The sequence below is a fragment of the Zhongshania aliphaticivorans genome (assembly GCF_001586255.1).
In the GTDB taxonomy this organism is placed as follows: domain Bacteria; phylum Pseudomonadota; class Gammaproteobacteria; order Pseudomonadales; family Spongiibacteraceae; genus Spongiibacter; species Spongiibacter aliphaticivorans.
This window is the reverse complement of sequence record NZ_CP014544.1, coordinates 1,962,445-1,985,262: the sequence shown is the minus strand read 5'-3', so window position 1 is coordinate 1,985,262 and position 22,818 is coordinate 1,962,445. Positions and strand designations below refer to the sequence as shown.

Here is a 22,818-nt window from a genome sequence, read left to right as displayed (position 1 = left end):
CTTCAGTTAGTTGGCTGCAATTGAACGCAGGCTTAGCCTGTCTGGCTTTTAATGGCCGTGTATTCAGATTGTTCTAAGTTTGAGAATCGCTGTGTACATAAGGCGACGATATTCACCATTAACCAGCAGAGCACCATTGTGATTAGTGTGTGGCTGATAAAGTGGTGGCCAACCAGCATTTTGTAAGTACCCATCGCCGTGCCAGCACCTAGTGCTAAAGCAAGGAATTGATTTTTCCGCTTTCGGGTCTTTGGCAAGTAATACAGCGCCAACAAGGCAAATCCAGCACTCGCGTGCCCCGCTGGGAAGCAGCGCTGTTGTTTTTGAGGGCGCTGACCTTCAGGGTAAGGATCAAAAATGCGGACATAGGGGATATCCCCGCCATAATGGGTTAAAGCGTAAGGGCAGGCGATATTGGTCGAGTTTTTAAGGACTGAAACCACGCCTGCCGACAAGGGGATGGCAATTAAAACGATAGTGATTCCCTGTCTATACGCTTTGACGAGCGGTTTATTTCTGAAAAAGGTCAGCGCAATAAGCAGTAATAGTTCCCAGCAAATAACGGCGGCCTTGGCACCGTCATATAAAAGAAAGTGCAGTACTGGATGCGTGGTATCTAAAATCCATTGCTGGGTGCTGCTGTTGTAGAAGACATCTTGAACAAACAGGTCGAGGTTCGTTTTCTCAAAGCAGAGCAGCAGCACGAATAGCGCGAGAATCGACCACAATATTTGCTTTCTGGGGTTCATTAGTCTTACTCGTCTTCCTCTGACAAAACGATGAGTTTGTCTTTCGCTGATGGCAGCAGGTTGGTGTTAACTTCAAAAACTGTCAGTAGCGTGTCAAATACCTCGTCGTGGGTATTGTCGAGATCCTTCAGCCGCTTCGATTTTTCGTAATCTATGTCGGAGGATTCTCCAATCCACGCAATTACGGGTACATGCGTTTGGGCATCAGGGGCAAAGCGATAGGGCATACCGTGAAGATAGATTCCCGATTCACCTAAGGACTCGCCATGGTCACTGACATAGAACATCGCGGTTTCGTACTTAGGGGTATTTGCTTTAAGGAAATCGATCACCTTCGATAAAAAATAATCGGTATACACAATAGTGTTGTCATAGGCATTGATGATCTCCTGCTGACTGCAGTCAGAAAGCTCAGCAGATTGACATGCTGGGGTGAATCGCTCGAACTCTGGGGGGTAGCGCTGGAAATAGGCGGGGCCGTGGCTCCCCATTTGGTGGAGAACAATGAGAATGTCACCCGTCTGATCATTGATGTAGGTCTGTAAGCCATCGAGCATGCCTTCATCACGGCATTCTGGGTTGCAAATGGGGTTTTTGTCAGCCGTTCGGTAATTTTCGAATGGGATACGATCAGCCACACCCTTAGAGTCTGAGTTATTGTCTCGCCATAAAACATTCACACCCGCCTTTTGGAGTAAATCTAAGCCATTTTCGGTGTTGCGAGCACTCTTTACGTCAAAGCCGTCATGGCCAGAATAAGAGAACATGCAGGGAACTGAAATCGCGGTGGACGTGCCGCAGGACTGGATGCGGCTATAGCTGATGAGGCGACTTTCCTTCGCTAATAATGGGTTGGTGACGCGCGAATAACCATTTAGGGAAAAGTGGTCTGCGCGGGCGGTTTCACCAACAACGAGGATGATAAGTTCTTTGTGGTCAGTTTCGTCTTCCAGAATACTAGAAATAGCGTCGAATGACTTGAAAGGTAGGTCTGTGTCGATATGGGAGAAACTCGCTGCAAATTGCAAAGCCGAATAAATTGGATAGGCTGGCGTGACGTAATATCGAACAGATTTGTGTTCTCTAAAGAAACTAGCGTACTGGCTGCTATAGCTGAGTACGCACGCCGCGGCTACACATAGGGATACGCCAGTGACTAAGGCATGCGCAGCTAAGTAGCGCTGGATTTTTACTTTCTGGAGTCGGAGGCGAAAGACAATAATGGCAGGCAGCAAACCGAGTACGAGAACTCTCGACATCAATCCCCAAGTAATCAAATCGGCGGTTTCCGATGTGTCGGTTTCGATCATATTACGTATCATTTCAATATCGATAACCGTGCCGTATTGGTCGGAAAAGTAGGCACTGAACGCAGCAACACTGATAAAGAGGATCGCCACATATTTGCTCGGCATGATTAAGCTGAACAGTGAGAGCATAAATAATAGGGCAGAAAAAAGCAGGACGAACACTGACAGAAGAAGAGGGTCGGCCGTCATTCTGGAAAAATTCGCCAAAGTTCATCTAATTGCATGTTTTTAATATAGTTTTTTACTACATCTTGATGTCCTTACTAGTCTAGTTAAGCTCACTGCGGACTGTGTGGGAGCCTTACACATCGTAAAAAAATTAAGACAATATAAGAAAATACCCAGCAGTCGGTCATCTGTGCTCACCGTCCAACTCTTTATTTTATTTTGGCTCCGGCGCTTTTGTTTTTTCCTCCAGTAAACGATTCATCATATCAGTCTTGATTGAAATTTCTGCTTCCAGTTTGCCTATCGATACCGACGCTTCTGCCTTCCAGGCTTGCAGCTCTTCGTTCAGCTTCTTAACTTTATCGAGTTCCTCTACTTGAGCTGCGAGCTCGGAAAGTTGAATTTTAAGCGAGTCAGACTCTTCCGCTTTGGAATCCAGATCCGTGGTAAGTTTACGTTGCTCGGTTTCCAGCTTTGCTGCTGCTTTCTGTATGGAGCCAAGCTCAGCCGCGAGCCGCCCGTTGTCCTTGTTTAACTGCGTGATATCAGATTGTTTAACTGAAAGAGTTTGATTCAGGGCGCGAATTTCAGACTGAAGCTGTTGGCTGTATTGCTCGTGCTTCCGTTGATCCTGATCGCGCTGTTCTTTTACCGACTGGCGATAATGCTCCATTGCCTCTCGACTGTGGGGTACTAGGGATTTTCCGTCCAAAAACGACAAGAATCGCTGAAAGCCCCGCCATCCGAGGCCTCCCAGGGGGTATTACTTTTCCCGAACCGGTAAATATCCCTCGATTGTGCGCATCAGTTCCTCCAGATCCGGTAGTTTTTCACTCATTTCGAAGGTATAGATACCCTTCAAGTTGATGTTATACCAAGCCACTGGAGAAGCCTGTTTGACAATCTGTATTCGCTTATCGTCATTCTGATATTCGAAGCTCGTCAGCAGCTGGCTGAGTATGCTGGAATTGAAGTAAATAATGGCGTTGGTGACCAAGCGCGCGCATTCGTTCCATAGTTGGATTTCTTCATCAGAGCTGCCCCGGAACTGATCCCCATTGACGTTGCTGATTGCTCGACGCAGCTGGTGGTAAGCTTCCCCCCGATTAAGGGCTCGCTGAACGTAGTTACGCAGGCTGGCATCATCGATGTAGTTCAACAAGTAATTCGCTTTTACCAAGCGGTTGTACTCCGTTAGGGCCTCCAGCAAGGGATGGTTTTTCTTGTACCCGGAGAGTTTACGAACCAGCGTGGCCTGTGTCGTTTTTCGCTCCTTGAGTGACACTGCGATCCGTTGGATGGTGTCCCAGTGCTGCATGATACGTTTGGTATTGATGGCTTTTTTCAGGCGTAGCTGAATTCTCTGATCTTTGTCTTCTTTTACATCAAACATCTCGTTGATGACGCGACTAACCTGCGCGTAACGCGGTGCAAAGCTGTATCCAAACAAGTCTAGCAGAGCGAAGTTGACGTGATTAACTCCGTGGGTATCCGTAGAGAGCACGTCCGGAATGATTTCCGAGCTGTTATTCATCAGCAAGTCAAAGATGTAATGGGATTCGTGTTCATTCGCTCCGATCACCCTGGCGTTAATAGCGGCATGGTTAGCGATTAAGCTCATGGCCGAGACGCCTTTCTGAGTTCCAAAGTACTTCGATGAATAGCGGGTTTTGAAGGTCTCTCGCCGGGCCTCAAACTTTTGACCATCGGCACTGGCGTGGATAATATCCTCTTGGATATTGTAATGCTTGAAGATTGGAAGCATGGCCGTCGCATTGTTGATGTTGTCGTTGGCAGCATTCAGGGTTTCCAGTCGCAGGTAATTCGCTTGGATGGTACTGAGCTGATCATAAGTGCGATCGGAGATTTGAGCCATGCCGTAGATGCCTTGGTTCGTTGCATTCCCCACCAGAATCGCCAGAAGGTCATATTCGTGGGCTCGGTTCTTGGACTGAGCGCCCAGCACATGTTCAAAGCACTCAATGAAGCCGGTATCACGGTCCACCATGCGCAGCACATCGGCAACGCCCGTCGTCGGTATCTGCTGGAAGAAGGGGTTGTTGACCAAGTACTTTTTACTCCCCGTCGGCAACCGCCATAGGCGCTTACCCTTCGGATTACGTAGGATAATGTTCCGGTTGTCATCCTGTTCCAGGTAGTCACTGACCTCATACAAACGGATCTCCAGATCATTGGCTGTTCGCTCGATCAGCTTACTCGGTTCAGCGGTCAACTTTGGTAGCTGAGTTTGCTCCAGCAAATTGTGCTTTTCTCTTCGCCAGCGTTCTCGACTCACCAGATCTGCATCCAAGGCCCGGTATTTAATGACATCAGGCAAGGTCAGCTGGCCATTCAACCGATCGGGGATCTGTAGATACAGGTACCATTCGTAGCGATCTGGGTTAAACGTCCCACCCTCGTCCTGCAAGAACGGTAATTGTTTCTTGGAGGGCAACCGGGCGTCTATCGTTGCATTTGAGATGACCCCTTGTGCTGCAAGATCAAGCCGAGCGTGATTCAGTGCTGCTGCCAGGCGTTGGGCGCCTGCGCTGGCTTCATAGCGTAGGCAAAGAAACAGCTGCCGAAGCAACCCTTCCCTTAAGCTATCTCTCTGGTCATAGTATTGCCACATAGCTTCCTCAACGGAACGCTTTTGTTCATTCAGGAACAGGTAGACAGACTTCAGATCTTTCTCCGCAAGCAGCTTCAGCGCTTTCTGTCTTACCGCCCCAAACGGTTGCTGTTGATCGATGCTATCATCAATGAACAGATGTAGAACTTCCGCAGCCTTGCTGACATTTTTAGCGGCTTTTTGCCAATCTTGATAAACTACTTCCTGCGCATAAGCCTTCGATTTATTCTTGGCCTGTCGGACATGATGAACAAAACCATCGGCTATGCGTTCCAACGCCTGCTGCCAGCGGAACTGCAAATAGCACAGGAGATAAAGCCTCTGATTTCCCACAGACTGCCGCTTCAGTTTAGCCCCATAGTAATCGACCCGTTCTGCAAAGTGCTGCTGATTTTTCTGGGACAACGATAGCGTACTCAATATGGCATTCACTTGCGACATCCAGTGCTGGATGTGGCGATGTACGGTCAGCTCCTTCTCCAGCTCAGTTCCTGTGAAGTTACGGGCAGATTGACGTAACTGTCGCAACGTTAGCGATCCGTCTACGTTTACGAGGGCAGCCAATGCGTCTTTTAGCTCCTGAGGCAGTTCGAGATCTACGTGGGTAATCAGCCGATCTCGCTCCTGACCAACAACCTGGCTGATGATCTTTTGCAGGGTGCTGTAGGCAGGGATCGCAATTTTCTGCCCTGATAAATACTCAATCGCTGCGTCGAAGAGGTGCCTCGGAGCAGACCAGGCTTTGGCCTGCTGCGTTAGGTGGGCTACCAAAGCAGATCCATGGGCTTTAAAACTCCAGCGCTGGTATTCGCAGAGTTCGAATATCCGCTTGTAAATCCTCTCGTTTTCTTTCTGCGAGAGATTGAACGGTCTGAAGCCGGGTCCTGGCAGTACCGTTTCGTGGACGTGCTTTAGATCATGTTTTATCTGATGAAATCCAGGATTCAGCACTACAGGTTTAGCCTTAAAATAACCCAGCAGCACAATAAACATGTAGCGCTGCCCACGATTTCGGAATTTATTAGCGACAGCCAGTTCCTTGTCGTTCAGAGCGAAAATGAAGCGTTGATCGTTGGACGTGAAAATTGGGGGCCCATAAAAATCGTCTTGTTCTGCATCGGACAAGATTTGAACACGTTCTTCATATGCCATACGTTTAGCCTAAAAAGGCCAAATCTTAACCAAAATTGGTGTAAATATGGACTTCAGAAAAAGCAATCCCCTCTTGGAGGCCCCGGATGGCGGGGCTTTCGGCGATTATTGTCGTTTTTGGACGGAAAAACCCTAGTACCCCAGTAAGCAACATGATAATCCAGAGACTGCGGCGAAACCCTTGCAGAAAATGCAGGTGGAAGTCCATGCCGATCGCCGTGGCAATGCGATATTCCCGGCTGTCGCTGACAAACCGTGTGACGACACCCCGATAGGCATTTCCGTCAAAGTGCCAAGTAGCCAGGTTATCGGCATGGATCCGCTTAACGGGGGAAAAAGCTACTATAGCCTGCGCGAAGTCAGCCCCCGGTGTAGCGAACACCAACTGGCCACGGCCATTCCACACCTGAAAATAAACACCGTGGTGTCCCGACACCGCCTGCGACAACGCCACCGGTAACCGGAGCGGATCATCCACCCTTTGCAGGGTCTGCGCTACCGCCTGGTTGATCACGACCAACTCGTCCGCGTCCTGCTCGGCGAAATGGCGCTCGACGGCACCGAGCACCAGATTGCCGATCAATACCAGGCTGATGCCGATGGCCAACGCGACAAAGACCATGACCCTGGCGGTTAGCGAAAGCGGACGCCGCTCAGTCGCCATCATCTTCAGCTTCCACATCGAGCTTGTAACCCATGCCACGCACCGTGTGGATCAGCCTGGGCTCGAAGTCGTCGTCGATTTTGGCGCGCAATCGACGGATGGCCACGTCGATCACGTTGGTGTCGGAATCAAAATTCATGTCCCAGACCTGCGAGGCGATCAGCGAACGCGGCAACACCTCACCCTGACGGCGCACCAGCAGTTCCAGCAGGCAGAATTCCTTGTGGCTGAGATTGATTTTTCGGCCGGCGCGCGTGACCCGGTGCCTGGGTAGATCCAGAACGAGATCGGCCACCTTGAGCTGATCCGACAGAGGCGGTGCCGAGCCCCTTCGCAACAGGGTGCGCACCCGTGCCAGCAACTCGGCAAAGGCGAAGGGTTTTACCAGGTAATCATCGGCGCCCAGCTCCAGCCCCTTGACTCGGTCATCCACGCGGTCGCGCGCGGTAAGGAACAATACCGGTGTCTGACGTCCCGCTTCACGCAGCGACTGCACAATGCGCCAGCCATCCACGTCGGGCAGCATGACATCCAGCACGATCAAGTCGAAGGACTCGGTCATCGCCAGATGGTGGCCATCGAGACCATTGCGCACCAGACTAACCTGAAATCCAGCTTCAGCCAGTCCTTGGCGCAAATAGTCGCCTGTTTTGATTTCGTCCTCGACCACGAGTAGTCGCATCTATGTCTCGCCCTCCACATTTTGTTTCAACCTAACGGGTTATTCCCCACGGCAAGATTACACACAGATTACATTAATGTAATGTTTGGGTCATCTGGCTGACAGGGGGGGGCAGTTAACTTGATTACACTAGGCATTACTTATGTTGATGCAGTCGGCATTCCGGTCGCTGTTGCCGGCCTGTCAGATCGGGCGTGACTCGAAAACGACAGTATCATCAACAAGCACTTCGCCACGGTTGATGTGATCGAGGGCAAGGTTATGAAAAACGATATCGCTGAATTGGAGCATTGATGAAAACGTTTAGTGCGACACGCCGTCACTTCGTACAGGGGCTGGTGGCTGGCGGTGTGCTGGCAAGCTTTCCAGCCCTGCTGCACGCAGGGGGCCGTCTGGAGAACCAGACACACACCGGTACCGCGCCCGTGCTGAGCGGCCAATCGATTGATCTGGTCGTCGCCGAAACACCGGTCAACTTTACCGGCGTGATCCGTATGGCGACCACCATCAACGGCTCCATTCCGGCCCCGACACTGAGGTTGCGTGAGGGAGATGAGGTCACCATCCGGGTAACCAACCGGCTCAAGGTTCCTACCTCCATCCACTGGCACGGGATCATTCTACCTTTTCAGATGGACGGCGTACCCGGCATCAGCTTCCGTGGCATAGCACCGGGCGAGACCTTCGTTTACCGTTTCAAATTACAACAGAGCGGCACTTATTGGTACCACTCCCACAGCGGCTTCCAGGAAATGACCGGCATGTATGGCGCGCTCATTATCGAGCCGCGTGATGGTCAGGTTCGCCCTGCAGCGGGGCATCTGCGTGCCGACCGCGACTACGTGGTGCAGCTTTCCGATTGGACCGATGACGATCCGATGTCAGTGTTTGCCAAACTCAAGGTTCAAAGCGACGTCTACAACTTTAACCAGCCCACAGTGGGCGACTTCTTTCGCGACGTTTCCACACAGGGGGTTTCCGGCGCGCTGGACAAACGCCAGATGTGGAACCAGATGCGTATGAACCCCACCGATCTGGCCGACCTTTCCGCCGCAACCTTGACCTACCTGATGAACGGCCGAACGCCAGCGGGCAACTGGACGGGGCTGTTCACGCCCGGTGAGCGCGTGCGCTTGCGTTTTATCAATGCAGCCAGTAACAGTTTTTACGACGTTCGCATTCCTGGCCTGAAGATGGCCGTAGTGCAGGCTGATGGGCAGAATATTGAGCCGGTCGAGGTTGACGAGTTTCGCTTCGGGCCGGGCGAAACCTACGATGTGCTGGTGGAACCAAAGGATGACGCCCATACCATCTTCGCGCAAAGCATGGATCGCACCGGCTATGCGCGCGGCACTCTGGCGGTGCGGGACGGTTTGAACGCGCCGGTGCCAGCGCTCGACCCCGTGGAGTGGCTGACCATGGCCGACATGATGGGGCGGATGGATCACGGCGCCATGAATCATGGAACCATGGGACACGACACCGGCATGGATCATTCAAAAATGGACCATTCTCAGATGGATCCCGGTGGCATGGCGATGGATCACAGCCAGCATGGCATGCAACAGGCTCCGATGGCCAAGCCGTCACAAAAGGTCAACCACGCCCGCAGTGAATACGGTACATCCGTGGACATGCGGGTCGATAGGCCGCGCACTAACCTGGATGATCCGGGTATTGGCCTCCGCAACAATGGCCGGCGGGTGCTTACCTTGGCTGATCTTCGGTCACAAGAGGGCGTGCTGAATGACAGCCGCTCCGCCGTCAGAGAAATCGAATTGCACTTGACTGGCAATATGGAGCGCTACAGTTGGTCCTTCGACGGGCTGGAATTCGGCAAGAGCACGCCGGTGGCCATGAAACACGGCGAGCGTGTTCGCGTTATCTTGCAAAATGACACCATGATGACCCACCCCATGCACCTGCATGGCATGTGGAGCGACCTGGAGGATGATCAAGGTCGGTTGCGTGTACGTCGGCATACCATCCCGGTACAACCGGCACAACGCATCAGCTTTCTGACCACCCCGCATGATCTGGGGCGCTGGGCGTGGCACTGTCATCTGTTATTCCATATGGATGCGGGGATGTTCCGCGAGGTGGTGGTGTCATGAGTGTGAAGGATTTCGCCAGATATTGTTTGCATGCAGGCGTTATTGCAGGGCTGTTGTTTTCGGCTTCCGTCTTGGCGCAACAGGAGGATCCACATGCAATGCACGCAAATGATGCCGATGTGCCGTCCCATGAGCCCCCTGATGACAGCTCGGATACTCGCGCCACGGGTCACGCCGCCATGGCGCAGGGCGACATGCAAATGCAGGGCGGAGACGCCCCCAAGGATGCCCGCGATCCTCACGCATATTCCGATGGCTACACGCTGACGGAAGGCCCCTATGCGCTGCCGGGTCCACGGCAACTGAAACTGGCCGATGAGCATCGATTCTGGTCGCTGCTGGGCGATCGCCTCGAATACGACGCCGATAATGACGTCACGACCTTTGACCTGCAGGGCTGGTATGGCACCACCTATGACCGCTTGGTGATCAAGCTCGAAGGCGATGCCGTGGACGGGCGCCTGGCGGAAAGTCAGACTGATCTGCTCTGGGGCCACGCACTCAATGCCTATTTCGACACCCAGCTGGGCGTTCGTCTTGATCAATACGATGAAGGCACGGGCCGCGAGTGGCTCGCGTTCGGTATTCAGGGCCTTGCCCCCTACTGGTTTGAACTGGATCTGACCGCCTACCTGGGCGAGGGCGGACGTACAGCTCTGTCGTTGGAAGCGGAATACGAATTGCTACTCACCCAGCGCCTGATTTTACAGCCTCGGGCTGAACTGACCGCCTATGGCAAAGACGATGCGGTTAACGGACTGGGTCGCGGTTTGTCCGATGTCGCCCTGGGACTGCGATTGCGCTACGAGTTTTCACGCCAGTTCGCCCCTTATGTCGGTATCGAGTGGAACGGCACCTTTGGCGCCACCGCCGATCAGGCGCGGGCCAACGGCGATGCCACCAAGGATACCCGGTACGTCGCCGGGATCCGGTTCTGGTTTTAATCAAACGACTTATGTTTTTAACACAACCTAGGAGTCACATTATGAAACGCCAATCACTCAGCTATTTCGTCGCCCTGCCGGCATTATTGCTTGCCCTGTCAGCCCAGGCCCACGATCCCAAGGAGCACATGAAGGAGGCGCAGGCGCCGGACTGTGCGGCCATGAAAGACATGGATCATTCCAAAATGGACATGAAAGATCCGGTCATGCAGGCCATGATGAAAAAATGCATGAAGGCCATGCACAAGGATGAAGCAGAATCGCATGAAGCGCATGGGGACAAAGGCCAAACCGATCACGGTAACCATGACGAAAAAGCCGATGAAAAAAAGCCGGCCAAACACCAGCACTAAAAATAACGGGTAGCCATTCCTGAGGAGATAACATGACGTCCTTTAAGTTTTTATCCTGCTTTAAATGCCTCGCCGTTGCGGCAGGCGTGGCGGCGGTGACCGGTGTGGGGTTCCTCTATTCGGGTCTCTATCCGATGGGAGCCGATGACCATCACAACGACTTGACTTATTGGGCGCTGGAAACCCTGCGCGAGCGATCCATCGCCCGCGCATCAAACGACATCGAGGTGCCGACCGACCTGAATTCGTCCGAGCGCTTGCTGGCAGGCGGCGCCGACTACAACGACATGTGCACCGGCTGCCATCTCAAACCGGGCAAGACCGAAAGTGATTTTACCCTGGGGCTGTATCCCGCGCCGCCCAATCTAACACTGACGGGTGATAGGCATGGGCATGAGCATGCCGGTGACACTGATAATGATGACGAGGCCATTAAGCGACAATTCTGGATTATTAAACATGGCATCAAGGCTTCCGGGATGCCGGCCTGGGGGCCGGGTCATGACGATCAGCGCATCTGGAACATGGTGGCGTTCCTGCAGCGCCTACCCGAGCTGTCGCCGCAGCAATACCAGATCCTGACCGCGCGCGGCGCGGATGACGCCGGGCACCATTAAGGCTGGCTTCAGGAGGATACCCATGTCGCATGCCAATCACAGACACCAAGCCCGTCAGCGCGGCGAGTCCAACAGCACTGAATTGACCGACCCCGTGTGCGGCATGGCGGTCAAGAAGACATCCTTCCACAAGGTCGAGTTTCAGGGCCGGCTGTACTCCTTTTGCAGCACGCATTGCCGAAGCAAATTCATGGATAACCCACAGCGCTATCTTACAGGGTCCGAACCCCCCGAGGGCGATGCCAACACCGAGTACAGTTGTCCTATGCACCCGGAAGTGAGGCAATTGGGTCCGGGCACCTGCCCGAAGTGCGGCATGGCGCTGGAACCGGTGATGCCCAGCGCCGACGCCGGAGACAATCCGGAACTCGCGGATTTCAGGCGTCGTTTTTGGTACACCTTGCCATTGACCCTGATGGTAACCCTGATCGCCATGTCGGGCGGGGCTTTTGACCACTTTCCGGGAGCGGCGCGACCCTGGGTGGAGCTGGCGCTGGCCACTCCGGTGGTGCTCTGGTCCGGCTGGCCTTTCTTTGTCCGCTGGTTCCAGTCACTCAAGCGGCGTTCGCCCAATATGTGGACTTTGATCGGTACCGGTACCGGCGCGGCTTATCTGTACAGCGTTATTGCAACCGTCGCCCCCGGCATTTTCCCGGCTTCGTTCCGTCTCGATGGCCAAGTGGCGGTGTATTTCGAGGCCGCGGCCGTGATCATTTCGCTGACCTTGCTCGGTCAGGTGCTGGAGCTGAAGGCCCGCTCGGAGACCGGTGCCGCCATTCGCGCTCTGTTGGGTCTGGCGCCCAAGACCGCGCGGCATATCCGCGACGATGGCACCGAGGAAGATATTCCACTGACCCATGTCCATCCTGGTGATCGCTTGCGTGTCAGGCCCGGCGAGAAGGTTCCCGTGGACGGTCAGGTGCTGGAAGGTGAAAGTGCCATCGATGAATCCATGCTCACCGGCGAGCCCATGCCGGTGAGCAAACGACCCGGAGATGCGCTGATCGGCGCCTCGATCAATACCAGCGGCGCGCTGATCATGCGGGCCGAAAAGGTTGGCTCGGCCACCGTGCTCGCCCAGATCGTGCAATTAGTCTCCAATGCCCAGCGTTCCCGTGCTCCCATGCAACGCATGGCGGACGTGGTCGCGGGGTATTTCGTGCTGGTAGTGATGGTGATCGCGCTCGCCACGCTGGTGCTTTGGGGGCTGTTCGGACCCGAGCCGAGCTGGGCGTTCGGGTTGATCAACGCGGTAGCGGTGTTGATCATCGCCTGTCCTTGCGCGCTGGGCCTGGCGACGCCCATGTCGGTCATGGTGGCCACTGGCAACGCCGCTACCCGAGGTGTGCTGTTCAAAGACGCGGCTGCCATCGAACATTTGCGCCAGGTGGATACCCTGATCGTCGACAAAACCGGCACGCTGACCGAGGGGCGTCCCGCTTTCCATGCGGTGATCTCGGCGGGCAGACTCGCACCCAATGAGGTTTTACGCTTGGCGGCCAGCCTGGACCAGGGCAGTGAGCACCCGTTGGCGCAGGCGATTGTGGCCGAGGCGCACAAGCGGGGACTGAATTTGAGTCCTGCGGTTGATTTTGAGTCGGCTTCCGGGATTGGCGTACGTGGCAAGGTGGAAAACCACCCTGTCGCCCTGGGCAATACCGCCTTGATGGAGGAACAGCAGGTCGAGTGGCGCGTCGTGGCCGATGAGGCGGAAATACTGCGCAGCAGAGGCGCCAGCGTGATCTATCTGGCCGTTGACGGCCTGCTGGCTGGCTTGCTCGCGGTCGCCGACCCCATCAAAGCCTCCACGCCACAAGCCATCAGCGAACTCAGGGCCAGCGGCTTGCGCCTGGTGATGGCCACGGGCGATGGCTTGACCACGGCGAAATCTGTCGCGCGCGAACTGGGCATCGACGAGGTATACGGTGAGGTACGCCCCAAGGATAAGGATGACCTTGTGGCTCGCCTGCAAGCCAAGGGTCACAAGGTGGCCATGGCTGGCGACGGCATCAATGACGCTCCGGCCCTGGCCCGCGCCGATGTCGGGATCGCCATGGGCACGGGCACTGATGTTGCCATGAGTACGGCGCAGTTAACCCTGGTGAAAGGCGACCTGCGTGGCATCGCCATTGCCCGGCAAATCTCGGTCGATACGGTAGGCAACATGCGCCAGAACCTGTTGTTCGCTTTCCTCTACAACGCCATGGGCGTGCCCATCGCCGCCGGCGTTTTGTATCCACTGACGGGCTGGCTGCTGTCACCGCTGATCGCCGCGCTGGCCATGAGCCTGAGTTCGGTGTCGGTGGTAGGCAACGCGCTGCGGCTGCATCTCACCAGGACTATAGGAGGTGAAGCATGAACAAGCCCAGCGGAAGCTTCTGGCTCAGCACCAGGGGCTTGGCGGCACTCGGGCTGATCGCGGCGGCGAGTTATTTCCTGCTGGTCGAACATCGTGAGCACCTGTTGGCGTTTTTGCCCTATGCAATCCTGCTTGCCTGTCCTTTCATGCACCTATTCATGCATCACGGCCATGGTCATCACGGCGTGCAGTCGCAGGAAAAGGAAAGATACAAGGCGCTTCGCCTGCACGACTGAAGTCTGCTCGTTACCTTGTCATCCATTACTTAATGTTCTATTCAATTGTCTTCGGAGGCAACTATGTATCGAGTTAAATTAACGGGCTTGGTGTTGGGGCTGTTGACGCTGCCCTTGATCGCGGCCTGTAATGATGGGCCTAAAAACCCAAAAACATCTGACCCATCCGCTGGTGCAGTTGAAACGCTTACCGTCTACAAAAGCCCTACCTGTGGCTGCTGTAAAAAATGGATAGGTCACCTTGAAGCCGAGGGCTTTGAGGCCAGTGTCGAACACCCGGCTAATCTGGACGCCATCAAGGATCGCTATCGAATCGCAAACAACCTGCGTTCCTGCCACACAGCGGTGTCGTCACAAGGCTATGCCTTTGAGGGGCACATCCCGGCCCGCTATATTCATCAGTTTCTGGCTAATCCGCCAGCCGACGGGATTGGGCTGACAGTGCCCGCCATGCCCGTTGGCAGTCCGGGTATGGAGGTGGGTGACAAGTTCATGCCATACCGGGTTCTGCTGATGAAAAAAGACGGCAGCACTGAAGTGTTTGCCAGTGTCGAGAGCGCGGCTCAACAGGTTCAGCCACTCCAACAACCGGAAGCGCAGCCATGAAAATATTCGTCACCATGCTTTTTATCCTGCCGCTCGGTATAGGCAGTGTCATAGCCTTTGCGCAATCCCTTCCCGAGACCCTGACGCTGGACGAGGCGATAACCCTCGCCATAGATACCGATCCCTGGCTCACCGGTAGCCAGTACACTCAGCAGGCCCTTACCGACGAAGCGACTGCCGCGGCGACTTTGCCGGATCCCCGCATGAGCCTGATGGCCGGCAATTTCCCTGTTGATTCTTTTGACATCAATCAGGAAGGCATGACTCAGTTGTCGGTGGGGATCAGCCAAATGTTTCCCCGGGGTGACAGTCTGTCGCTCACCCGCCGACAAAAGCAGCAGCTAGCCGAGCAGCATCCCTTACTAAGGCTGGATCGTCGGGCCAAGGTAGGCGCTACGGTCAGCCAGTTGTGGCTGGAGGTCTTCAAGGCGCAGGAGAGTATCCGGCTGATCGAACAGGATCGCGCACTGTTTGAGCAACTGGTGGATGTCGCCGAGGCCAGTTATTCTTCGGCATTGGGCCGGGCGCGCCAGCAGGACGTAATTCGCGCGCAGTTGGAGCTGATTCGTCTTGAAGACAGACTGACGATGCTCAGGCAGCAACAGCAAGCCGCACAAAAGCGTCTGACCGAATGGATCGGTGCGCCTGCCACTGTCCCTCTGGCTCCGGTACTACCGACACAGTCTCTTTCCAGGCCACTGTCGGCACCGACCATTGAGTACGCCAACGAGCATACGCGCTACGAATGGATCCGTCATCATCCCGCGTTGCGGGCGCTGGATCAGCGTATCGATGCCACGCAAACCGGTGTTGATCTGGCCAAGCAGAAATACAAGCCCGAATGGGGCCTGACCGCCCAATACGGCTATCGCGACAACGATCCCATGGGGCGCGACCGGGCGGATCTGCTCTCCATAGGCGTGAACTTCGACCTGCCCATTTTCACCGGTAACCGGCAGGACAAGGAAGTCAGCGCCGCCGTCAATCGAACCGAGGCCATCAAAACCGAAAAGCACTTGCTTGGTCGTCGGCTAATGGCGGAACTGGAAACCGCGAGCGTACAACTGGCACGTCTCGATGAACGCCAGGCGTTATACACCGATCAGCTGTTGCCGCAAATGGCCGAGCAGGCAGAGGCTTCACTTTCGGCCTACAACAACGACGACGGCGACTTCGCCGAAGCCGTGCGTGCCCGCATTGCCGAATTGAATGCCAAGATCGACGCGCTCGCCATTGCCGTGGATCGGCAGAAGACCATCGCCCAAATCAATTACCTGCTCGCCGAGGCGTCGTTCGACGATGCACGGCCGGCGGAACCGTTTTAAAGGAGTTCAACATGAATACATTCACCAAAACCTTGCTGGGCACGGCCGTCGGCGCGCTGCTCGGCGCATCCGGCGTCTGGCTACTCGGCAACCCCGATGAGGGGGATATGACAGCAACCGGCGGTGAACGCAAGCCACTTTACTGGGTGGCGCCCATGGATCCCAACTACAAGCGCGACAAGCCTGGCAAATCGCCCATGGGCATGGATCTGATCCCTGTGTACGAGAAATCCGCCGGAGAGGATGAAGCCGGCACCGTCAAGATATCGCCCGAGGTCGTCAACAATCTCGGCGTGCGCACCGCCACGGTTAGGTCCGGGTCTCTGGATCTGGATGTCAAAACCGTCGGTTACGTGCAATACGATGAGAACCGGCTGGTGCATATCAGCCCGCGCGTGGAAGGCTGGATCGAGAAGCTCCATGTCAAGGCCGCCGGGGATCCGGTCAGACAGGGCGACCCCCTGTACGCGCTCTATTCGCCGACCCTGGTCAACGCCCAGGAAGAGCTTTTGCTGGCTTTGAAGCGCGACAACCCGGTGTTGATCGGTGCTGCCGTGGAACGCTTGTTGGCGCTGCAAGTACCTCAGGCAGATATCGACCGGCTGCGTAAAACCCGCAAGGTCAGCCAGACCATCACCGTTGCCGCGCCGCAGTCCGGGGTACTGGACAATCTCGCGGTGCGTGAGGGCATGTTCGTCAAGCCTGGCTTGAGTCTGATGAGCATCGGCCAGCTAGAACATATCTGGGTGATCGGTGAGGTGTTCGAACGACAGGCAAGCCTGGTCAAGACCGGCGACCAGGTGCGGATGCGGCTCGATTACCTGCCCGGTCGGGATTGGTTGGGCCAGGTGGACTATGTCTATCCGTCTTTGAATGCCAAGACACGTACCGCGCAAATCCGGGTGCATTTCGACAACCCGGACGACTTCCTCAAGCCGGGCATGTTCGCGCAGATGGTCATTGAGACCCAGGCGGGGGCTGAAGCACTGTTAATCCCGCGAGAAGCGCTGATCCGTACCGGCAGCCAGGCGCGCGTGGTGTTGGCGCTGGGTGATGGCAAATTCAAATCGGTGGCCGTTGAGGTCGGGCGTGTGGGCGAACGGCAGGTGGAAATTCAGTCGGGACTCAAAGAAGGGGAACGCATTGTGACCTCTGCTCAGTTCCTGATCGACTCGGAATCCAGCAAGACGTCGGACTTCAAGCGCATGGCCAAGCGCGATCAGCAAGGCGAATCAATGGATGTAAAGGCAGACGCTGATTCCCGCTCAGTCTGGGTGGCCGCACGTATCGACAGCCTGATGCCGGATCACCGCATGGTGACCCTGGAGCACGAGGCCATCCCGGACTGGCAATGGCCCACCATGACCATGGATTTCACCGTCGCTGAGGCTGTGGACATGGATGCGCTCAAACAGGGAATGCGCCTGCATGTGCAGATCACCAATAACAACAGTGGTGGATACCAGATTACCCAAGTGCATATTCCCAATGAGCAAGGCAATGATGCCATGCCTGCAGGAATGGATCACGGTCAGCACGAGGGTATGGATCACGGTGATATGTCGATGCCGGAGCACAGCGAACACCAGGGCATGAACCACGGCGGTCACGATCAAAAGGAGCACAATCATGATTGAATCGATAACCCGTTGGTCCATCGGTAACCGTTTCTTCGTGCTGCTGGCTACTTTGATGCTGGTGGGGATGGGTCTCTATTCGCTGAAAAACACCCCGGTGGACGCCATTCCCGATCTGTCCGATGTACAGGTCATTATTAAGACCAGTTTTCCTGGGCAGGCACCGCAGGTGGTGGAGGACCAGGTCACGTATCCACTGACTACTGCCATGTTGTCGGTACCCGGTGCGGTTACCGTGCGCGGTTATTCCTTTTTTGGCGATTCCTTTGTGTATGTCATTTTCGACGAGGATACCGATGCCTACTGGGCACGTTCCCGGGTGCTGGAGTACCTGTCTCAGGTCGCGCCCACATTACCGCCCAGCGCCCGGCCGCAACTGGGACCGGACGCCACCGGTGTCGGCTGGGTCTACCTCTATGCCTTGGTGGATCGCAGCGGTCAGCATGACATCAGTCAGCTGCGCAGCCTGCAGGACTGGTTCCTGAAATACGAGCTGCAAACCGTGCCGGGTGTTTCCGAAGTCTCGGCGCTCGGTGGCATGGTCAAGCAGTATCAAGTGAAGGTAAACCCGGAGAAACTGCGCGCCTTCGGTATTCCCCTGTCTCTTATCCAGATGGCTATCCAGCGCGGCAACCAGGAAGTGGGCGCCTCGGTGGTGGAAATGGCCGAAGCCGAGTACATGGTGCGCGCCAGCGGTTACATCCAGAGTATCGATGATCTGGCCAACATTCCGTTAGGGTTGGATGTTAACGGTACGCCGCTGTTGCTCAAGGATGTGGCGGATATCGAATTGGGGCCGCAAATGCGCCGTGGCATCGCCGAGTTGAACGGCGAAGGTGAAGTGGTGGGCGGTATTGTGGTGATGCGTTTCGGTGAGAACGCCCAGAAAACCATTGATGGGGTCAAGGCCAAGCTGGAAAAACTCAAGGCGGGTTTGCCCGAGGGCGTGGAGATCGTAACCGTTTATGATCGTTCAGGGCTGATATCTCGCGCCATTGACAGTTTGTGGAAAAGTCTGGCCGAAGAACTCGCTATTGTGGCGTTGATCTGTGCCATTTTCCTGTTTCATGTCAGGTCCTCACTGGTGGCGGTCTTCAGTCTGCCGCTAGGTATACTCACGGCTTTTACCGTGATGTATTGGCAAGGTCTCAATGCCAATATCATGTCATTAGGCGGTATAGCGATTGCGATAGGCGCCATGATTGATGGCGCGATTGTCATGATCGAAAACATGCATAAGCATATGGAACGTACGCCCTTGACGCCAGAGAACCGTTGGAAAATCGTGGCGGCGTCAGCCAGTGAAGTCGGTCCGGCGCTGTTTTTCAGTTTGCTTATTATCACTGTGAGCTTTGTACCAGTATTCACCCTGGAAGCCCAGGAGGGCCGGATGTTCAGCCCGTTGGCCTTTACCAAAACCTATGCCATGGCAGCCAGTGCGGCGCTTGCTATCACGGTGGTGCCGGTTTTGATGGGATATTTCATCAGAGGCAAGGTGGTAGCGGAAAACAAGAATCCCGTTAATCGATTACTGATTGCCGGGTACATGCCCCTGCTGAAAACCGTATTGCGTTTTCCGAAAATCACACTTGCCATGGCGGTTGTGATTTTCCTCGTTGGGATCTGGCCGGTTAACAAGATTGGTAGTGAATTCATCCCCGATCTGGATGAAGGTGATCTCATGTACATGCCCACCACTTATCCGGGGCTATCTATTGGTAAGGCCAGGGAATTGCTTCAACAGACCGACAAGCTGATTGCGACTGTCCCCGAGGTGAAGACTGTTTTCGGCAAAATCGGCCGTGCCGAGACAGCCACGGATCCCGCTCCGCTGACCATGATCGAGACCTTTATTCAGCTCAAGCCCAAAGAGGAATGGCGCGAGGGCATGACCACGGAGAAGCTCAAGAAGGAGCTGGATGCGCTAGTGAAATTCCCCGGTCTAACCAACGCTTGGGTGATGCCGATCAAGACTCGCATCGACATGCTGGCCACCGGTATCAAGACGCCGGTAGGCATCAAGGTGGCGGGCGAGGATCTGCGAGAAATTCAGAAGATTGGGCAGCGACTAGAGCAGATCCTCAAGGATGTACCCGGCACAGCCTCGGTGTATTCCGAAAGGGTGGCCGGTGGGCGTTACATCAAGGTGGATATTCAGCGTGCACAGGCGGCGCGCTATGGCCTCAATATTGCTGATGTGCAGCAGGTAATAGCCACGGCCATTGGGGGAATGAATGTGGCGCAGACCATTGAGGGGCTGGAGCGTTATCCGATCAATCTGCGCTACCCGCAGGACTATCGAGACTCGCCAGAACAGCTGGCGCTGCTGCCCATCGTTACGCCCAGCGGCCAACGCATTGCGCTCGCCGATGTGGCCAATGTCTATGTGGAGGACGGCCCGCCAGCGATCAAGAGCGAGAACGCCAGGCTGAATGGCTGGACCTTTGTAGATATCGATGGGGTGGACGTGGGCAGCTATGTACAAGCGGCCATGGCAACGGTCGAGCAGCAGCTGGATTTACCGGCCGGCTACTCGGTGGCCTGGTCCGGTCAGTACGAATACATGCTGCGCGCCAAAGAGAAACTGACCTATGTGGTTCCTTTGACGCTTGCCATCATTATCATTCTGTTATACATGAATTTTCGTAACTTCACTGAAATAGCCATTATTCTGGGAACACTACCACTGGCGGTAATTGGTTCAATCTGGCTGATGTACCTGCTTGGCTATAATTTTTCTGTCGCGGTTGCGGTTGGTTTTATTGCACTGGCGGGGGTTACGGTGGAAATAGGTATCATCATGTTAACTTATCTTAACCAAGCATATCACCAATTGATAGATACCTGTCGTGAGCGTGGAGTGCAACCATTAAAAGAAGATTTGCTCGAAGCCGTGACACAGGGCGCGGGACTTCGTGTAAGACCCGTAATGATGACTACGGTCTCCACTATCGCTGGATTGTTGCCCATTATGTTCAGTTCCGGAACAGGTGCGGAAGTTGTTAGCCGGATTGCGGCGCCTATGGTGGGCGGAATGGTGAGTGCTGTGATTTTAACGTTGTTGGTATTACCCGTCGTGTATTACCTATGGCGCACCCGCTCGCTGAAAGCATAATATTGCCAAACTAAATGGGGCAGACTTGTCTGCCCCTGCCGGAGCTCTGTGGTATAAACCAATAAAGCACCAAATGCACAAATAGGTTAATGCTATTTGGTTGATCTGAATCAATCAAAACACCTAAACATTACAGAAATGTCATGTTGGAGTCATCCATCCGTAATCATCACCCCATGACAATAAACAAAGAAGCTTAATAAAACACACCTTAGGCGACAACTAGCTTGACAGCTACCGGTGTAGAAGTTGGGCAAATCAACGATAGGGGAAAACCATGAACATGAAGAAGTCAAAACTCAAATGCTGCCTTCTGACTTTAAGTGTTACAGCGGCAATAGTTCCTGCCGCTGTTTACGCAGACAATCAGACCGACAATCTCAGGCAGCAAGTCGACGATCTTCAAAATCAAGTTGATCGCTTGGAAAACACGGCAGCGGAACGTAATACAGATTCGTCATTTCATATGGCAGGTTATGGATCGGTCGAGTACGCCGATCCGGATTCAGGCAACGCCGCTTTTAACAAGGTATTGGTCGCCCCCATCATCCACTACAATTACCAAGACTGGCTAATGTTCGAAACAGAATTTGAGCTGTCGAACACAGCTGATGGGGGCACTGAGCTGGCGTTGGAATATGCCTCTATCAACCTGTTCCTGAATGACTATGTAGCGCTTGGCGCGGGAAAATTTTTAAGTCCCATAGGTCAATTCCGGCAGAATTTGCACCCTAGCTGGATCAATAAGGCTGTCTCGGCACCCGCTGGCTTCGGGCATGGCGGAGCTGCGCCCCTAACTGAGACCGGCTTGCAATTGCGCGGCGGGTTTCCACTCGGCGAGATGCGCGCCAATTATGCTGTTTATGTTGGTAACGGGCCCACCCTGGCCGCCGGTGTAGAGGATGATGAAGGGGAATACGAACTGGCTATCGAGGAAGTGGAAACCGAAGGCCGTACCAGTGACCCTGACGGGAAGAAGTCATTTGGTGGTCGCCTTGGGCTATTGCCGTTTTCTGGTCTGGAAATAGGGATTTCCGCCGCTAAAGGTAAAGCCACAGTGACGGATGCTTTTGCGGGTGGACATGATGGGCCTGAGCTTGATATCGAATCCACAGGCGAATTTGATTATGATGTTATCGGTGCCGATTTTCGCTATGGCTGGAACAACCTAGAGCTGCGAGGCGAATACCTCAAAACAGAGATTGGCGAAGGTAGTGCCGGTGTCGAATTTCATAGCGATGACCTACCTGACGGTTATGCAGGCCCCGCAGAGTTTGACGATGTTGAGGTAGGTCAATGGAAAGCCTGGTATCTGCAGGCAGCCTATAAAATCCCCTCGACATCACTCGAAACCGTCGTTCGCACCAGCGAATTACAGACGCCTCATTCTGGGGAAAACTACTCTCAGCGCACACTGGGGCTGAATTACCTTTTTGCACCCCATGTTGTCGTTAAGCTCAATTATGAGATAAAAGACTACGACTCATCAGGCGCAGATGATGAAGACACTGTGCGAGTGCAACTGGCTTACGGTTTTTAGGGGAGAATTGATATGAAAATCAGCAAATTTATTACTAGCAAACTTTTCGGTGTAAGTATTACGGCTTTGTTACTGTCTGCAACCTTCCTCACACCGGCTCTGGCCGAAGCAAAAGGCGATGCGGGAAAGGGGGCTCAGAAATGGGCCGATAACTGCGCCCGTTGTCATAACATGCGCGATCCGAAGGAGTTGTCAGATGATTACTGGGAAACCACTGTCAATCACATGCGTATCCGCGCCGGTCTGTGGGGTCAGGATACGCGAGATATTCTTGCTTTCCTGCAGGCATCGAACACACCCGCCAAAAAGGTAACAGTAAAGTCTGTATCGGTGGATCTGGCCAACTCCGGTCTATCCGGTGAGGCAGTCTACAAAAGCACCTGTATCGCATGCCATGGCGGCGACGGCAAGGGTGCCTTTCCTGGCATTCCGGACTTCACCAAGTCGAAAGGCCCATTGAGCAAAAATGATGCAGAGTTACTGAGCAACATGATCAATGGATTTCAGAGCCCAGGCTCGCCGATGGCCATGCCGCCGCGGGGCGGCAATGTCAGTTTGACCGACGCCGACCTGAAAGCCGTACTTGGTTATATGCGAACCACCTTCGAGAAATAG

General features: G+C 54.4%; 18 protein-coding genes. 12 read left to right on the top strand and 6 right to left on the bottom strand.

All coding sequences use genetic code 11. From position 1 onward, the window contains the following. Positions 1-32: 32 nt before the first annotated feature. The 6 genes from AZF00_RS08770 to AZF00_RS08745 all read right to left on the bottom strand — a co-directional run bounded on the left by AZF00_RS08770 (position 33) and on the right by AZF00_RS08745 (position 7,357). Positions 33-749, bottom strand: a complete 717-nt coding sequence (locus AZF00_RS08770) for a phosphatase PAP2 family protein (protein WP_062383575.1) — start codon at positions 747-749, stop codon at positions 33-35. A 5-nt stretch (positions 750-754) separates the two neighbouring features. Next, positions 755-2,188, bottom strand: coding sequence for a phosphoethanolamine transferase (locus AZF00_RS08765; protein ID WP_231856209.1), 1,434 nt, complete (start codon positions 2,186-2,188; stop codon positions 755-757). Between the two features lie 253 nt (positions 2,189-2,441). Further along, on the bottom strand, positions 2,442-2,900 hold the full coding sequence (locus tag AZF00_RS08760; protein WP_231856198.1) for an RNA methyltransferase: 459 nt from the start codon (positions 2,898-2,900) through the stop codon (positions 2,442-2,444). Positions 2,901-2,990: 90 nt separating this feature from the next. Continuing rightward, positions 2,991-6,011 (bottom strand): Tn3 family transposase, encoded by a 3,021-nt coding sequence (locus AZF00_RS08755; protein WP_082793662.1) that lies wholly within the window; start codon positions 6,009-6,011, stop codon positions 2,991-2,993. Positions 6,012-6,036: 25 nt separating this feature from the next. Continuing rightward, positions 6,037-6,678 carry a Cu(+)/Ag(+) sensor histidine kinase gene (locus AZF00_RS08750; protein ID WP_197465728.1) on the bottom strand — a complete coding sequence of 214 codons (642 nt, stop codon included), beginning with the start codon at positions 6,676-6,678 and terminating at the stop codon, positions 6,037-6,039. After that, positions 6,665-7,357 (bottom strand): heavy metal response regulator transcription factor, encoded by a 693-nt coding sequence (locus AZF00_RS08745; RefSeq protein ID WP_062383565.1) that lies wholly within the window; start codon positions 7,355-7,357, stop codon positions 6,665-6,667. Before AZF00_RS08745 ends, AZF00_RS08750 begins: the two co-directional genes overlap by 14 nt. A 293-nt stretch (positions 7,358-7,650) precedes the next feature. Here AZF00_RS08745 and AZF00_RS08740 point away from each other — a divergent pair, with 293 nt between their 5' ends. The 12 genes from AZF00_RS08740 (at position 7,651) to AZF00_RS08685 (ending at position 22,818) form a co-directional block, all read left to right on the top strand. Continuing rightward, positions 7,651-9,471 carry a copper resistance system multicopper oxidase gene (locus AZF00_RS08740; RefSeq protein ID WP_062383563.1) on the top strand — a complete coding sequence of 607 codons (1,821 nt, stop codon included), beginning with the start codon at positions 7,651-7,653 and terminating at the stop codon, positions 9,469-9,471. Continuing rightward, positions 9,468-10,415 (top strand): copper resistance protein B, encoded by a 948-nt coding sequence (locus AZF00_RS08735; protein WP_082793661.1) that lies wholly within the window; start codon positions 9,468-9,470, stop codon positions 10,413-10,415. Before AZF00_RS08740 ends, AZF00_RS08735 begins: the two co-directional genes overlap by 4 nt. 41 nt (positions 10,416-10,456) lie before the next feature. Beyond that, positions 10,457-10,768 carry a hypothetical protein gene (locus tag AZF00_RS08730; protein WP_062383560.1) on the top strand — a complete coding sequence of 104 codons (312 nt, stop codon included), beginning with the start codon at positions 10,457-10,459 and terminating at the stop codon, positions 10,766-10,768. Positions 10,769-10,800: 32 nt separating this feature from the next. Continuing rightward, positions 10,801-11,385, top strand: coding sequence for a c-type cytochrome (locus tag AZF00_RS08725; RefSeq protein WP_062383556.1), 585 nt, complete (start codon positions 10,801-10,803; stop codon positions 11,383-11,385). A gap of 22 nt (positions 11,386-11,407) precedes the next feature. After that, entirely contained in the window at positions 11,408-13,744 is a 2,337-nt protein-coding gene (locus tag AZF00_RS08720; protein WP_082793660.1) for a heavy metal translocating P-type ATPase, read from the top strand. Next, the gene (locus AZF00_RS08715) at positions 13,741-13,980 is read left to right on the top strand and encodes a DUF2933 domain-containing protein (protein WP_062383549.1); all 240 of its coding nucleotides are present in this window, start codon (positions 13,741-13,743) and stop codon (positions 13,978-13,980) included. The genes AZF00_RS08720 and AZF00_RS08715 overlap by 4 nt, the downstream gene beginning before the upstream one ends. A gap of 63 nt (positions 13,981-14,043) precedes the next feature. Then, the gene (locus AZF00_RS08710; RefSeq protein ID WP_062383546.1) at positions 14,044-14,586 is read left to right on the top strand and encodes a DUF411 domain-containing protein; all 543 of its coding nucleotides are present in this window, start codon (positions 14,044-14,046) and stop codon (positions 14,584-14,586) included. Further along, positions 14,583-15,911 (top strand): TolC family protein, encoded by a 1,329-nt coding sequence (locus AZF00_RS08705; protein ID WP_231856197.1) that lies wholly within the window; start codon positions 14,583-14,585, stop codon positions 15,909-15,911. The genes AZF00_RS08710 and AZF00_RS08705 overlap by 4 nt, the downstream gene beginning before the upstream one ends. An 11-nt stretch (positions 15,912-15,922) precedes the next feature. Then, a complete protein-coding gene (locus tag AZF00_RS08700) occupies positions 15,923-17,548 on the top strand; it encodes an efflux RND transporter periplasmic adaptor subunit (protein WP_062383545.1) in 1,626 nt (541 codons plus the stop codon). Then, a complete protein-coding gene (locus AZF00_RS08695) occupies positions 17,541-20,663 on the top strand; it encodes an efflux RND transporter permease subunit (RefSeq protein ID WP_062383541.1) in 3,123 nt (1,040 codons plus the stop codon). The genes AZF00_RS08700 and AZF00_RS08695 overlap by 8 nt, the downstream gene beginning before the upstream one ends. A 277-nt stretch (positions 20,664-20,940) precedes the next feature. Next, positions 20,941-22,203 (top strand): putative porin, encoded by a 1,263-nt coding sequence (locus AZF00_RS08690; protein WP_062383538.1) that lies wholly within the window; start codon positions 20,941-20,943, stop codon positions 22,201-22,203. Positions 22,204-22,215: 12 nt separating this feature from the next. Continuing rightward, entirely contained in the window at positions 22,216-22,818 is a 603-nt protein-coding gene (locus tag AZF00_RS08685; protein ID WP_062383535.1) for a cytochrome c5 family protein, read from the top strand.